We start from the raw sequence: 14,724 nt of genomic DNA on the forward strand, positions 1-14,724 counted from the left end.
GTGAACGTTACCATCATTAAATCAAAAATTACCGAATCAGCTAAAGAAAATGTAATATTGTTTTTTTTTATTATCCCTTTAGCTACAGCTTTTTTCTTGCTGATAAATGTATATCTTCTTAGTATCGGATTTTATGATGATATCAATACAGTATTTGATTTTGACCAAGCTTGGTTTATCGAAACACTCGGCTATTCATCTTACGATTGGAAGATAAAGGCCGCACACGAATCTCCTCCATTACTAATAAAGCACCCATTTCTTTACTTGTATCGTTTGCCTTGTGAAATATTTCAGTTTTTCGGGATAAGTCCTGAAATAAGCGTTATATTCGTGTGCATTATATTCCATATTGGATTGATTATTGTCGCTTACTTTATATTTTTTGAAATACTTCAATGTGCATTTAAAGCTTCATTAATGACATTATTCATGTTGTGTAGTTCTACTTTTCTCGTCAATGGTATTGTTCTGGATTCGTATGTTCTTGCTGGGTTCTGGATCTCATGTTGTTATTATCTATACGTAAAAAGTTACAATAAACCTGGCTTAGAAGTCACATGGTTAAAAATTTTTGTGTATGCGATGGCAATAGGAACCACTACCTATCTATTGTTACTCATACTACTGCTTGAAGCTAGCTTGCTGACAACGAAAAAAAACAGTCTAAACAATAAGGATTTATATAAGTATCTGGTTAGCGGGGTTGCTCGCTTCCTACTTTTATTTGGCACACTTTTTTTCATCTGCTATTACCAAAGTATTATCGAGATACTTTCTAATCCTGTAGAAGTCATAAAACGGACTCTCTGGTCCGTTGTCCGACCTAGCGAGAAACAAGGTTTGCTATCAATTATGACTACGTTCTTGGTACATACTTTTGTTGCACCTTTTCATCATGTTGTAGAAATTGGTCCTGACAAGTTGATGGCTGATTTTCGTACTGGTCAATTTAGCTTTATTGGTTACATAGGGTTAAGCGCTTTGTTGTTATATATACGCGCTTTCATACACCGAGACTCTTTACTTTTTATCGCTGCAGTTTGGTTGGTTATCACTATGCTTTTTCATGTTGAATATCAGGATCGTGGCAGCTTATTCTTGTATACAGGGCACACGATGTTAGCTTCTTCGATCATTATCGCATTTGGATTCAAGGGGTTACCATTAAAAAAGGCAGGCCTTTTAGCTGGGCTTCTGATTATCAGCATCGCATATAATAACCTAAATGCTATTTTTTATGCGATCCAAAGTGTATATCTGGTATGAGAAAATATTAATAGTAATTGCCTTCATAAGGGATGTTATTATCAAGGTGACGCTGTAACGCAGTAGTGTGTGAGATCGGCAATCATATTACCTAGAGGACTGTTCCGATGCGTCTTTCATTGGGGAAAGTTTCCTCAGTACTTGCAAAGCGAACTGCCACACCACAAAATCACAGCCGTTGAAATACCAGGCAATGGATATTTGCCTTGAGCAAAGTCGCCAACTTCTATTGATGAAATGGCAGAGAACGTGCGCAATCAATGTACCAAAAATTCTAAAATTGATGTCGTTACCATCTCCATGAAGGAATGATAGCCCAAAATGGGCAGAAATGTATCGCGTGGAGATTGGCAGCCTAGTACGTATTAATACCGCTCCGAAAGTTTTTGTTCATTTTACCATCGATTGCCACCAAGAAATTATTATGTCCTTGTTCTCTCGACCACGCAGTCGTAAATCTCTAATACATGACGAGCTCCAAAAAAATTTCGTTATAAAGCTAGCAAAGCGATAGTTGAAATGTGGCATAAATCTTTGTTGATAAATAGCTACGATGATCAAGGTATTGCAATGATAATCCACTTTGGCTTTGTAAATCGTTGACGATACTTACTCCCTTACTTTGAGTTATACATGATAGCTCAACCAGGCATTGCTCTGTCTTATAACAATTTTAGTTTCACCTTCTTCCATAGGTTCAACTTGGTAAGATTTCACTAGTTACAGCGTCACTTTAGTGAGTCAAGTTTATTTTCTTATGATGGCAGAATACTGTTTTTCCGTTCTACATGAATTCAAATTAATTTCTACTTATGTAAATGTATATTTTCAAAAGTAGCTTACAGGAACTAGCGATTTTGTTAGTATTCAACTAGGATAAATTTCAGTTGGAAACTTAACAGTGTATAAGGCAAGTATGGTCAACAAACGAAATGAGGATTGTGAACCAATGATTACGACAACATCGCTTGCAAAGTACCAAGAGAACGAAAACGCAGTTTTAGTAGCTGGTCATCAAACTAGAAATCCTGCTATTTCGTATTTACAAAGTTTGCCGAGTCGTAAAAGCCGACGCACCGTTGCATCATGTCTCAACTCATCGGTTCGACATTTTGGAGGTAAAGATATTCAAAATTGGGGATGGCACGAACTCAGTAATGTCCACTTGAGATTTATCGTTGATAAGCTTTTAGAACTGGGTCGTGCACCAAGGACTATAAATCTTTACTTAGCCGCATTAAAGGGCGTTGCTAACGAAGCTTTCATGATGAAACTTATTTCTTCAGACACCCTAGCTCTGATCAGAATGGTTAAATCAGTTAAAGGTCATCGTATACCCAAAGGCCGCTCTTTAGACAACGATGAAATAGATAAGATATTTCATCACCTCGATCAAAAAGTAGACGTAATAGCCATACGTGACGCAGCGATAATCAGTTTAATGTTAGGTGCAGGATTAAGAAGAAGCGAAGTTGTTGCGCTTGATTTCGCACATCTGTCATTTCGAGATATGTCATTGATCGTACATGGAAAAGGAAATAAACAAAGGCGAGTTTACCTACCGGCTCAAAGTTGGGAGCGGATAATGCAATGGATTGAAAAAGTGAGAGGTGAGTACCTCGGACCTTTGTTTACCCGTATCAGACGTCACAATGACGTGACACAAAACCGGCTGTCCGATCAGGCGATATACTATGTTTTACAGCGCCGCCGTGAGCTAGCAATGATACAAGATGCGTTCGCTCCCCATGATTTACGCCGAACTTTTGCCTCCAGTATGCTGGAATGTGGTGAGGATCTAGGTACATTAAAAGACGCCTTAGGGCATGCAAGTATTACTACAACGCAGCAGTATGACCATCGCCACTTGGAGCGATTAAAAGATGCGAGGGTACGATTAAATACACGCTTTAAACTATAGGAGAAATTTTTAAAGTGCAGTGATACGCTCCGTATTAATTTGCATTTGTGATTCTTTTTTTAGAGTAGATAAACAAATAATCATAGCAAGAAGTACATAAAACAGTTCAAAATATGCCATCGATACAGCTGCTCCTGACACACAATAAGCCGTCAACGAAACTTTTATCATTCGTGCTAATTTAGACTGCCAATGACCTTTAAAGTATTTTTCAATTGATGATAGCTTCAAAAAGGCCAAAATGATGATCATCAAAAACAAAAATAGACCAACGAAGCCGTGATCTCCTAGCACTTGAAAATAGATACTGTGTGCCGCCCAACCTTTATCACCCGGAGGCGCAGATCGAATAAAACTTAATTTGTCAAAATCATACGCTAAATCTCGCCAAATATGGCCATATTGAGGTGCTCGGAATCCACCTCCAATAAGTGGCCTCTCTAACGCCATAAGGGTGTGTATTTTCCAAGAAACGAGTCGAGTAGCGAAAGATCCGTCGCTTTCAGCAGTTTGAATGGTTTCCATACGTTCAAACCATTTGTCTGGGAGTAGATCTATAGCAATGAAACTTAATGCGGCAAATCCAACAGTCGCAAGTAATTTTTTTTCAGATTTGACCCAAAAATATGCACCAACAATTAACAGGCCAATAAAGCCACCACGGGATTTTGTACCTAAAACAGCCAGAACACATACAAATATAAGCCCTATGAGACCTATTCTTAGCCACTTTTCCGGTGTATAAGAAATTAAATAAATAAGCAATGGTATCGCCATAAGAATAGCTAATGCCATATGGTTGTTATCGCCTAAAATATGACCATAAGCTCCGTGAACCTGGTGAAAGCCACCAGATTTTATGAACTTCAAACCTTCAACAAGTGCAAAAAAACCAATCGATAGAGCAATGATCCATATCAATAGGTTGAAGTGATTGATATTTCTAACTGTTAAATAAATAAATATAAACAGCAGAATAACTTTGAAAAAGTTATCCCATATAATCCATGAAACAGATGGTGGTATCAAAGTCATACTTGTTGTTATTGTCGTATGTAAGAAAAATATCAAAACTAAAAAAAACAGAGAGTCGAAATGAACACTTGGCTTTTGTTTGTAAAAGGCGTAAGCGATAATCGCACTTCCAGCAAATATTACGTTGTATCTGATAGCTTCAGCGAATCCGTATAGCCAGTATATGGGAACAAATATTCCTGACCACAACCAAATGGATACAGCAATAAAAGGCTTTCTAAATGAAATGAATAAGATTATGGCAAAAAATATTATAAATACTAAGTCCCTCATCAGTCTTCATCATCCTCAATTTTGTTCGCTCTAATACAGACGAAGACCACCATAACTAAGCAGCATGCAAATAAAAAGCTTTCCATACTAATTCGCTACCGTTTTATAGATAATATTGTATGCATCTACCATCTTGTCTTGACTATAATCAGAAACAATTCTTTGTCTTGCTTTATTAGACATAGCATGGAGACGTTCTCTATCATTAAATAGGTCAATCATCTTCAGATAGTATGTATGTTTTTCATTGTTTTCCAAGCTTAGCCCTGTTTGTTCATTCAGGATTACTTCTTTAATTCCACCAACGGATGTCACAAGGTGAGGTAGTCCCATTGCCATAGATTCGAGAAGTGTCATCGGTATACCCTCAGCTATGGATGACATAACAAATACATCAAACATTCCATAATAATCTCTGACGTTTGTTTTTGAACCAGTAAATATCACTTTTCCTTTCAAACTTTCATTTTGTAAAGCTTGCTTTTCGAGTTTATCTTTATCAGGCCCACTACCAACGATAACAAGTAAGCAGTTGTCTTTGAAACTATTACTTGCTGAGCATGCCTGATAAAATTGTTCTATTAGAAAACATTGGTTTTTTATTGGATGTAGCCTAGATACATGACCAAATACAAATTTATCTTTATAAATACCTTTATTGGTTTTACTTGCAAAGCTAGGGTTATAATATTTAGTATCGATCCCGTTCCTAATTAGATTCAACTTTTTAACTGGTAGACGGACATCATTTAACATCCAATTATGTAGGTCTAAGGAAACAGAAACGAAATGATTGATGAATGGACTCATTAACCGTCTCAATATCTGGTACTTTTTTATACTTCCATGAATGTCATATGAGTCTCTTCCATGCTCAGCATGAATTCTAAGTGGGACGCTAGCTATACACGCTAGCCATTGATATTCGATCGTAGATAAATTGTAACTATGCAGTATATCTGGTCTGATTTTTTTGATGAGATTAAACAACTTTAGATGTATTGAAAAATCATGACCTTTTGTCTTGTGTAGTGAGTAAAAGTTTGCGTGTTCTTCCACTTCATTAGCAAATGCACCAACTTCCGTCAGCGCAATAATACTGTGCCTATATTGTTCTTGATCTAGTGTTTTAATGCAGTCCGCGATCACTCGTTCCAAACCGCCGATATCGAAACTATAGACCAGATGACATACATGAATTCTTTCTTCCTTAACCATACAATCATTCTGTCTTTAATACATTCCATTGCCTAATGGTAACTCTAGGACTAGATTCGAAAATTTGCAAAATCATTGGTTATGGTCTTTAACTACATATGTTGGACGTAAATATGCTGTATGACTTATTGGAAAAGGACTTTAATATGTTGGTAAGAGCACGTTCTCCCCTACGGTTAGGGATTGCCGGTGGCGGTACTGATATTTCTCCTTATTGCGATACATTCGGTGGGTGCGTATTAAACGCGACGATAGATATGTACGCCAATTGTACCATTGAGCTCAAGGAGCACCATGACGGTATCACCTTTATCGCGCAAGATATCGAACAGAAATTTCATTCCCCATTAACGAATGAGCTACCGTTGAGTGGTGAACTACTATTGCACAAAGCAATCTACAATCGCATTGTTCGTGAATTTAACAACAATGAACCTTTACCGGTAAAAGTCTATACATACTCTGATGCTCCTCCTGGTAGTGGGCTTGGCTCATCCTCAACAATGGTTGTGACGATAATTAGTGCTTATCAGCAATTATTAAATTTACCGCTTGGAGAGTATGACGTAGCCAGGCTTGCTTATGAAATTGAGCGTAAGGATTGTCAGCTATCTGGTGGTCGTCAAGACCAATATGCGACAACCTTTGGTGGTTTTAACTTTATGGAGTTTTATGACAACGAGCGTGTCATCGTTAATCCTTTGCGCATCAGACAAAGCATATTGAATGAACTTGAAAGCCAAATTATTTTGTTCTTTACTGGTGTTTCGCGCTCTTCGGCTCGAATTATTGATGATCAGGTAAAGACAACCAATTCTGAAGATAAAAAGCCTCTTCAAGCGATGCATGAAGTAAAACATTTAGCATACTCAATGAAAGAGTGCCTGCTCAAATCCAATATTGATGGTATGGCTGATCTTCTGAAGGATGCATGGAATGCGAAGAAATCAACATCGTCCGCTATTTCGACTCAACAAATAGAGTTAATTGAGGATAAAGTGCTTAGCGCTGGTGCAAAATCCATTAAAATATCTGGAGCCGGGGGCGGGGGATTCATGATGCTCTTTGTCGACCCTATTCGACGATTAGATGTAGAAAGAGCATTGAATGAATTAGATGGGCATATACAGCCCTTCCGTTTCACCCAGCAAGGAACACAATCATGGACAGTCTAGAGTTTATACAGCAACACATTGCTGAATCCATTGAAACTAAGCAGGCGCTACTTTCATGCCTTTCGATAAATGAAAACATTGTTCAAGCGGCGAAAACCTGTTTGGCCGCCTATCAAAATGGACAAAAAATTCTGGTGGCTGGCAATGGAGGGAGCGCAGCTGATGCTCAACACATTGCCGCAGAGTTTGTGAGCCGTTTTGAGTTTGATCGGCCCGGTTTGCCAGCTCTTGCCCTAACGACTGACACTTCCATATTAACTGCAATAGGCAATGACTACGGTTTCGAAAAGTTGTTTTCACGTCAGATTGAAGCCAATGGCATGGCTGGTGACATATTTATAGGCATCAGTACATCCGGCAATTCTCCAAATATATTGGCTGCATTTGAATCCGCGAAACAGAATGGATTAACGACAATTGGCTTGGCGGGAGTTGGAGGAAAGATTCAAGATGCATGTGATATCTGTATAAGCGTTCCATCCTCACATACGCCACGAATACAAGAAAGCCATATTCTCATTGGTCATATAATTTGTGCTTACGTAGAAGAGGAACTTTTCCGTGCAAAGTATGGATAGCATTACCGCGATAATCCTCTGTGGCGGGTTGGGGACGAGGTTGCGCTCAATAAGCGGTCAGTTACCTAAGCCGATGGTCAGTGTCGCTGACCGCCCATTTCTGGAGTATATACTTGATTACCTGATAGGGCAGGGTGTGACAAAGGTCATATTAGCTGTGTCTTACCAAAAAGAGGTCATTATTGAGCACTTTGGTTGTAAATATAATAGTCTAGATATCACTTATTCTGTTGAGTCTTCTCCTCTTGGTACCGGTGGAGCAATCAAACAAGCTATGGGGCATTTATCCCAGCCTACTGAGCAGCTCGCGCTGATTATTAATGGCGACACCTTGGTTGAGTATGACCTGACTGACATGTACGCCAAATGTACAGTCAATAACGCTGACCTTGTTATGTCATTAATAAGCATTGATGACACAAGCCGTTATGGACGGGTAAAGGTGTCCGATGAAAAAATAACGGACTTTGAAGAAAAGAGGAACGGTCATTCTGGATTGATTAATGCCGGTGTCTATTTGTTTCATTCTCATCTGCGTAATGAACTCCCGGAACAATCCACATTTTCTTTTGAAAACGAGTTTTTGGATAGCGTTATCCATACTCACAATGTTCTGCCTTCTATTTCTGATGGTTATTTTATCGATATTGGCGTTCCAGAGGACTACCAAAAGGCCAAGTTGGACTTTGCTAAACTTCAACATGAAATGTCAAAATCATAAGCATAGGAATATACTATGACAGATACTGCATTTGTTTATTTAACAAACAAACCTGCTAATACAAAAAAAAACATTAAAAGATATAAAGAGCAAATAGATAAACTCAACAATGTAGATTTTTATATTGCAGGTTTTTCTAGTAGCGAAAAGTTTAGACAGGATGATTTTATTGGTATTGTGCAGTATGTTTTTTCGGAAGACGATGCACTATCGCTACATTATAAAGGAAAAGAAAGGCTAAATAGGCATGGGCGACTTATATTTATACCAGGAAACGTAGACTATATCCATCTTTTATTTTACAAACTGCATAATAATTATCAACACTATTACTTTGTAGAAGATGATGTTGTATATAATGGAAATATTTCTGATGTTATAGAAGACTTATCGCCTAATCATTCAGACCTTCTATGCACGCATGTAACAGATCATTATAAAAATTGGACATACAACCACTTATTTAACGCCAAAAAATATTGTGCATCCATTCCAAGCAGAACATGCTTTTTACCATTCGTCAGGATTACAGCACGTGGATTAGAAGCTATCAATGACGGTTATAAAAATGGTGTTTCAGGGCACCCTGAAATGACCTGGCCATTTCTTCTCGATTTATCTGGATGTACCATAACAGACATTGGTGGTAGCGGAAGTTATGTTTCCGAAGAATTTAGAAATAAATACTATAAAGGTTACACTAAGTTGGGACTTCAAAAAGGAACATTCAGGAGCAACCCTGCATACATTCGGGAAGGAGGTGTAACAAATTGCTTATACCATCCAGTAAAACCGTTTATTCCAGCAATTAGAACCAAATTTCGACGTCTAAAGTCAATTATTAATTATTATTTATCACAGGTAGAGTCAAAATTTAACCAGCACTAATTTTCACTTCTTCAGTATCAATTAGATCCGCCAGTTAAGAGTTGTCCTGAATAGGGCATCATTAGGACATTGTCAACCTTGCCTTAAAGTGGAACGTATAAATTTAAATTTGCAATTTACGAGTTTTGGACTTTAACTACATATGAGGTAATTCAATTCTTTGATTTTCTTAGAGGATATCGAAATAATTAATTGGATATCAAAGATTTTTGCTAAAATGTGGATGTTTATATAGGCGAAACATTAAACGGTTAGTTTAAGATACAACATGTCTATTACATAGACTAAATCCATTGATGAACAAAGGAAGTAAAATGAAACGCATAGTTGACAGTTTTATAAAAAGACACCACATGATTAAGTTTAATAAAGTGCTGTCAAATGTAATTGATACTCCCCCTATCTATAGCATCAATACTGCAGATGTCCTTCTAGTATCCCAAGTACATCATGCCGCAGTAAAGATGTCATTGATTGCTATCAAATCTTTTGTCCAGAAATTCGGTCAGTGCAAAATTGAACTGATTGATGATGGGAGTTTAACGAAAGATGACGTTTGTTTATTGCGGGAACATATAAAAAATGTGTCAGTAATCGACATCAACGAAATCGACACCTTCGGCTGTCCTCGAGGGGGAACATGGGAAAGACTTTGCTATTTATTAACAAGAACTGAGCATTACTATGTAATTCAACTTGACAGTGACACTGTCACCATTGGTGCTTTGCCAGAGATCCGAGAAATAGTGAATAATAACCATGGCTTTACTATTGGTGGCCCAATGTTTCCTGATCCTGTTCCAATTGACTACATGGCTCAATTGGCAAGGAATTGGAATAATAACCATGTACAAGCCAAAGCGGAAATGAATCTAACTGAGCTTAAGGTGATGAAAGCTAGCCATTACTTAAGAGGGTGCTCTGCATTTACAGGTTTTCCCAAGGGGGCTAACTTACTGACATTACTTCCGGAAGTATCTGAAATTATGGAAGAAAAATTAGGAAAAGAAACATGGTCTGAATGGGGGACTGAGCAATTTTCCAGTAACGTGATGCAGTCACTGTGTGGAAACAGTCAAGTACTGAAATGGCCAAAATATCACAATCATGGTTTTCCTGACTATGAAACTAAACAATCAGGGTTAGCTGGGTATTTAGGCAAAGTTTCTTTAATTCACTTTATAGGCCCTACTAGATTCTCTTGCAGTCTCTATACAGAAACCGTTAAGCACACGATACAAAATTTAAGGTAAATGTTATAGATTAAATTTTATACGGTTATACAAATCACAGTTTAGATATCAAAGTGGGTACGTTATGGACAACAATGAATGTTATCCGATGTTTGTAGACTTGGATGGCACCTACACCAAAACTGATTTGCTATTTGAGAGTTTTATAGTCGCTTTCAAAAAAAATCCGCTCATCGCTTTTTACTGCTTTGCTTGGTTACTCAAAGGTAAGTCCTATATCAAGTATCAACTTTCTAAGCGTGCAGAGCTTGATTTGAAAGCTCTCCCCTTAAACCAGGAACTGAACTCTTTTCTACAAGAAGAGAAAAGTAAAGGAAGAAAGATATACCTTGCCACTGCGTCAAATGAAAAGTACGCGAAAGAAATTGTGAGCCAACATGAAATTTTTGATGATTGTATTAGCAGCAGCCAAAACGAAAATTTAAAAGGAAAAACCAAACTTAAGAAGATAGAAAACATAAGCAAAAAGTTCTCTTATGCGGGCAATGATGCGATAGATTTTGAAATATTTGAACATGCAGAGCAAAGTGTATTGGTCAATCCTACTTATCAAGCAAAAAGGAAAGCGCTGCAATTTCGAGTTGACAAAACGTTTGATGTTCAACAACCAAGTGTGCGTGTTTGGTTTAAACAACTGAGGACCTATCAATGGTTGAAGAACCTACTTATTTTCGTTCCACTGGTCGTTTCTGGTGCATTCGAAGATCTCAATAATATCACCACCGCCATCTATGCATTTTTCGCATTTAGTTTCTTAGCATCAGCAACTTATATTCTCAACGACCTTCTGGACATTGAATCAGACAGAGCGCATCGGATAAAGAAACACCGTCCTTTAGCTGCAGGAGTGATCAGTATCAAAAGCGGTGTTATTGTAGGCATAGCATTCCTTCTTATTGCAACTGTCATTTCAATTTTGATTGGTTATCAGTTTGCTCTTGTTTTGCTTTCCTACTTGATTTTAACCGTTTTGTATTCATTTAAGGTTAAACAATATGTAGGTATGGACGTTGTGACACTTGCCCTGCTTTACACGATCAGAATACTTGCTGGTGCTGCAGCCATAAATGTCGTTGCTTCTTTCTGGTTGTTAGCATTTTCGATATTCATTTTTCTTAGTTTAGCGTTAGTTAAACGATGCTCTGAAATTCAAACTATGGAAGTAGGTGGCAAAAAAAACGTAAAAGGCCGAGATTATTCACCTAAAGACTATTCTTTATTGATCAGCTTTGGTGCCTCTTCTGCGTTATTGTCAGTTCTTATGTTTTGCTTCTATATCAATAACAATGCACTTACAGACCAGTACCAGCAACCGGATATACTCTGGTTGATTGTGCCGGCTCTATGCTATTGGTTAATGAGAATGTGGATAAAAACCCACCGAGGAGAAATGCACCATGACCCCATAGTGTTCTCGCTGAAAGATAGGGGTAGCTTAATCACTATAGGTTTCTGTGGGTTGGTATCAATAGCGGCGCAAGTACTATGAATGTTATCTCTATTATATTAATTTTATTTAGCGTTTCTTTATCTGTCTTAGCTCAGATTTTATTGAAACAGGGGATGTCAAATCCAACGGTTCATGATTCTTTCAGCCTTGGAGTCTTTTCGGGTGTTATAACTGTTTTAACGAATATTTTTGTTCTGGGAGGCCTATTGTCCTATGTCTCCAGTGCGGCTATTTGGCTAGGTGTATTAGCAAAAGTAGATGTAAGCAAAGCGTATCCTTTCGTTGGGTTAGGCTTTATCGGAACAATGCTGTTTGCGTATTGGTTTTTAAATGAACCCTTAACGATAAATAAAACAATAGGAACACTGTTGATACTTGTCGGTGTATTTTTAATCTCAAAATAATATGTGTATGATACGTTGTATTAACACTGAGGGTGTCTAACTATTGCTATAGATTGAATAATATCCGTCGACAATAGAACATAATACCGACGTCCAACCTCTTTGAACTACAGCTAAAGACGTACCAGCCGCCTGATACTGAGCTATAGTTTAGATGTGATCAAACGAATAATTATTTCGAATGTAGAAAATTCAACTATAGTGTGTGCAAAACCGTTCGGTTTTCTCATTAGTACTAGGGGGTATATAGGTGCCCACGATATCGTACCCATGAAGTTTTCTGTTAGGGACACCAATTTCATTCACGCAGTTTTATAGATGATATCGAGGTGTAGGTGATCAACGTTTTAAACATTGCTATTATCAGTTCGTTGCTACTCAGCTTTAATGCCACTGCAACATTGATTTTCATAGAACACACAGACGAAAGCCAAAGTGCCTTCTGGCAACATGTGCACTTAAATAGCGATTATCTACAGTCGCCACAAAAAGAAAACGGGGCAGTCAAAACTCAAAGCTATTTTGCTAACCAAGTCAATCTCGACTCTCCGACCCAGCGTAAACGAAATAGATCAACAGCAGAGCTCGATACTGTAATAGGACCTAGCAGCAATAATAGCGACCTATACACACCTGATCTAGGAGAGCTCGAACTTCCAATTAACACTGACATCGTTAAAAAATGGTTTCTTGATTCTGGTAGCCAAACAAATCTACTTAGTGAATGGAAGAAATATGTAGATGATAAAGTTTATGAAAACCAAACCTATGGCGTATCAACTTCATCCCAGGACTATAACGCTTTCTATCATGATTCTTTTTTGGATTGGCAAATTATAAATGACTCTGGTCTGCTGACGTGGGCCAAAGTGTTTGTTGCTGTTATATTAGTATTACTTGGCTTCGTTACTTACATTCGTAATCAACCATCAGATCGGATACGCTCAAGAAGGTAAGAACAACACAACAAACCGCATTATCACAAAGCGCGTGGTTTACTCTTAATGGGTGGAAATTAAATCTGTCAATAATCTTGCGCCATCAACAGATGGATGATGATCATCAAAGTACAACGCTTTACCATCCCTAACTGCAAAACAGTCTTTATCATCACAAAATGCATCCGTCGGGTCTATGAAAATCACATTGTCGGGATAACTCGCGTTCTTAAAGTGATTAAGAATGACTTCATTTCTCTTGTAATAAAAAGTCAAAGTAGTTCCGAACACTTCATTGAAACCAAGATTACTCAACCATACTTTTGAGAGTAACAGCCCTATTGGTTTCTTTATCTCCGGAATAGGCAAATAAACATAGATATTCTTTTTGCTTTTTGACAACTCCATAATTGCACGATCGACTGATTCCAATATCTCTTGGAAATTGTCATACAACGGTCCAACATTAGGATAACTAGACAGATGATCGCCTAGCAAAGCAACAGAGTATCGGTGATTAAACACAACGTTTTGAATTCTGCTTTCATTAAGTATGTTCTTAACTGACTCGTTATACCATTTAGCACATTTTGAAAACCCATTCCCCTGCCCATAGGAAGGAAAACAACCAGAGAAGCTAAAGTGCTTAACACCACGTCCTGATTCTTTTAACTTTTCAGCTAAAGCATATGCAATTTCAACAGTGTGACTATCTCCTAATATCGCCCACTGAACATCGTTCTCAAAATACTCACAAGAATCCTCAGGTCGTTGGTATTCTCCTATGTGACACTTGTCTCTGTAAGGACTTGGATTGGCCATCGCCATAAGTGACTTAAACTCCATTGGTAGTCGATTGACATATCCTTTTTCGATAACCACCATAGAGGCTAAAACAGATACCCCTGCAACCATAGCCAAAGCTTTAACTTTCAGAATATCACGCCACGTTAAGTACCCAGAAAATCTATAACTTTCGATAAACTTAAAGCTTACAAACCCAAAAACTAAAGACAATATAATTCCATATAGAGACCAATTTCCAATATCAAAATAATAGCCAAACACCAAAATAGGCCAATGCCATAAGTAAATAGAATATGACCACTTACCTAAACACTGAAAAGCAAAGTTATTGGTCACAACGCTAGATTGCCGATTGGCAAGAACCATTAGGTAAGTGCCAAAGACAGGTAATAGTGAAAAATAACCAGGCCAAGGTACATCGCTCGATACAAAAAAGTATGAAACCAAAATCAAGGCTAAACCAATGCCTTCAATCAGCTTCTTTTTCTTTTCAGAACTAAGGCTCCAAGGGTAAAGAAAAGCAATCCCCCCCATCATCATTTCCCATGCCCGAGTAGGAAGAAGGTAATAAGCTGCATTGGGCCACTTCATCGTTGCAGCTGCACTAAGTACAAAACCTAACACAACACCAATGATGATTAACCTCTTTAAGTTCTCAAGAGAGATATATCGCTTTAGTGCTATAAGAACTATTGGATAAAGAATATAGAACTGCCATTTGAATAGCCACCGACTTGATAGACACCTTTTAGTTAGACAAAATGACTAATAGAGAGGTGCTTATGAGCAGCAAA

At 37.8% G+C, this 14,724-nt stretch carries 13 protein-coding genes; 10 read left to right on the top strand and 3 right to left on the bottom strand.

Annotated features, from left to right (window positions below; all coding sequences use genetic code 11):
* Together ACVA54_RS18395 and ACVA54_RS18400 are read left to right on the top strand one after the other, a co-directional pair.
* A complete protein-coding gene (locus tag ACVA54_RS18395; protein WP_446649833.1) occupies nt 1-1,269 on the top strand; it encodes a hypothetical protein in 1,269 nt (422 codons plus the stop codon).
* A 949-nt stretch (nt 1,270-2,218) separates the two neighbouring features.
* Nucleotides 2,219-3,190 carry a site-specific integrase gene (locus tag ACVA54_RS18400; RefSeq protein ID WP_446596705.1) on the top strand — a complete coding sequence of 324 codons (972 nt, stop codon included), beginning with the start codon at nt 2,219-2,221 and terminating at the stop codon, nt 3,188-3,190.
* A 9-nt stretch (nt 3,191-3,199) separates the two neighbouring features.
* Here ACVA54_RS18400 and ACVA54_RS18405 read toward each other — a convergent pair whose 3' ends face one another.
* Nucleotides 3,200-4,498 carry a putative O-glycosylation ligase, exosortase A system-associated gene (locus ACVA54_RS18405; protein WP_119464472.1) on the bottom strand — a complete coding sequence of 433 codons (1,299 nt, stop codon included), beginning with the start codon at nt 4,496-4,498 and terminating at the stop codon, nt 3,200-3,202.
* Between the two features lie 87 nt (nt 4,499-4,585).
* Nucleotides 4,586-5,716, bottom strand: a complete 1,131-nt coding sequence (locus ACVA54_RS18410) for a glycosyltransferase (protein WP_446596704.1) — start codon at nt 5,714-5,716, stop codon at nt 4,586-4,588.
* Nucleotides 5,717-5,829: 113 nt separating this feature from the next.
* On the opposite strand from ACVA54_RS18410, the gene ACVA54_RS18415 reads away from it, so the two are divergent.
* The 8 genes from ACVA54_RS18415 to ACVA54_RS18450 all read left to right on the top strand — a co-directional run bounded on the left by ACVA54_RS18415 (nt 5,830) and on the right by ACVA54_RS18450 (nt 13,141).
* A complete protein-coding gene (locus tag ACVA54_RS18415; protein ID WP_446596703.1) occupies nt 5,830-6,891 on the top strand; it encodes a GHMP family kinase ATP-binding protein in 1,062 nt (353 codons plus the stop codon).
* Entirely contained in the window at nt 6,879-7,469 is a 591-nt protein-coding gene (locus ACVA54_RS18420; protein WP_446596702.1) for a D-sedoheptulose-7-phosphate isomerase, read from the top strand. Before ACVA54_RS18415 ends, ACVA54_RS18420 begins: the two co-directional genes overlap by 13 nt.
* Nucleotides 7,462-8,190, top strand: coding sequence for a nucleotidyltransferase family protein (locus ACVA54_RS18425; protein ID WP_446596712.1), 729 nt, complete (start codon nt 7,462-7,464; stop codon nt 8,188-8,190). Before ACVA54_RS18420 ends, ACVA54_RS18425 begins: the two co-directional genes overlap by 8 nt.
* A gap of 15 nt (nt 8,191-8,205) precedes the next feature.
* Nucleotides 8,206-9,078 carry a hypothetical protein gene (locus ACVA54_RS18430; protein WP_446596701.1) on the top strand — a complete coding sequence of 291 codons (873 nt, stop codon included), beginning with the start codon at nt 8,206-8,208 and terminating at the stop codon, nt 9,076-9,078.
* A gap of 314 nt (nt 9,079-9,392) precedes the next feature.
* Nucleotides 9,393-10,331 (top strand): hypothetical protein, encoded by a 939-nt coding sequence (locus tag ACVA54_RS18435; protein WP_446596700.1) that lies wholly within the window; start codon nt 9,393-9,395, stop codon nt 10,329-10,331.
* Between the two features lie 64 nt (nt 10,332-10,395).
* Nucleotides 10,396-11,820 carry a UbiA family prenyltransferase gene (locus ACVA54_RS18440; RefSeq protein ID WP_446642737.1) on the top strand — a complete coding sequence of 475 codons (1,425 nt, stop codon included), beginning with the start codon at nt 10,396-10,398 and terminating at the stop codon, nt 11,818-11,820.
* Nucleotides 11,817-12,185 (top strand): EamA family transporter, encoded by a 369-nt coding sequence (locus tag ACVA54_RS18445; protein WP_446596698.1) that lies wholly within the window; start codon nt 11,817-11,819, stop codon nt 12,183-12,185. The genes ACVA54_RS18440 and ACVA54_RS18445 overlap by 4 nt, the downstream gene beginning before the upstream one ends.
* Before the next feature lie 335 nt (nt 12,186-12,520).
* Nucleotides 12,521-13,141, top strand: coding sequence for a hypothetical protein (locus tag ACVA54_RS18450; protein ID WP_446642736.1), 621 nt, complete (start codon nt 12,521-12,523; stop codon nt 13,139-13,141).
* A 45-nt stretch (nt 13,142-13,186) separates the two neighbouring features.
* On the opposite strand, the gene ACVA54_RS18455 is transcribed toward ACVA54_RS18450, so the two are convergent.
* Complete coding sequence (locus ACVA54_RS18455) at nt 13,187-14,635, bottom strand: acyltransferase family protein (RefSeq protein WP_446649834.1); 1,449 nt, start codon at nt 14,633-14,635, stop codon at nt 13,187-13,189.
* Between the last annotated feature and the right edge of the window lie 89 nt (nt 14,636-14,724).

It is taken from the genome of Vibrio sp. PNB23_22_6, assembly GCF_052877535.1.

Bases quoted from the DNA above. Each gene is read 5' to 3' on its own strand.
- ACVA54_RS18400 (WP_446596705.1), top strand. From the start codon at position 2,219: ATGATTACGACAACATCGCTTGCAAAGTACCAAGAGAACGAAAACGCA.
- ACVA54_RS18405 (WP_119464472.1), bottom strand. From the start codon at position 4,498: ATGAGGGACTTAGTATTTATAATATTTTTTGCCATAATCTTATTCATT.
- ACVA54_RS18410 (WP_446596704.1), bottom strand. From the start codon at position 5,716: ATGGTTAAGGAAGAAAGAATTCATGTATGTCATCTGGTCTATAGTTTC.
- ACVA54_RS18415 (WP_446596703.1), top strand. From the start codon at position 5,830: ATGCTGTATGACTTATTGGAAAAGGACTTTAATATGTTGGTAAGAGCA.
- ACVA54_RS18420 (WP_446596702.1), top strand. From the start codon at position 6,879: ATGGACAGTCTAGAGTTTATACAGCAACACATTGCTGAATCCATTGAA.
- ACVA54_RS18425 (WP_446596712.1), top strand. From the start codon at position 7,462: ATGGATAGCATTACCGCGATAATCCTCTGTGGCGGGTTGGGGACGAGG.
- ACVA54_RS18430 (WP_446596701.1), top strand. From the start codon at position 8,206: ATGACAGATACTGCATTTGTTTATTTAACAAACAAACCTGCTAATACA.
- ACVA54_RS18435 (WP_446596700.1), top strand. From the start codon at position 9,393: ATGAAACGCATAGTTGACAGTTTTATAAAAAGACACCACATGATTAAG.
- ACVA54_RS18440 (WP_446642737.1), top strand. From the start codon at position 10,396: ATGGACAACAATGAATGTTATCCGATGTTTGTAGACTTGGATGGCACC.
- ACVA54_RS18445 (WP_446596698.1), top strand. From the start codon at position 11,817: ATGAATGTTATCTCTATTATATTAATTTTATTTAGCGTTTCTTTATCT.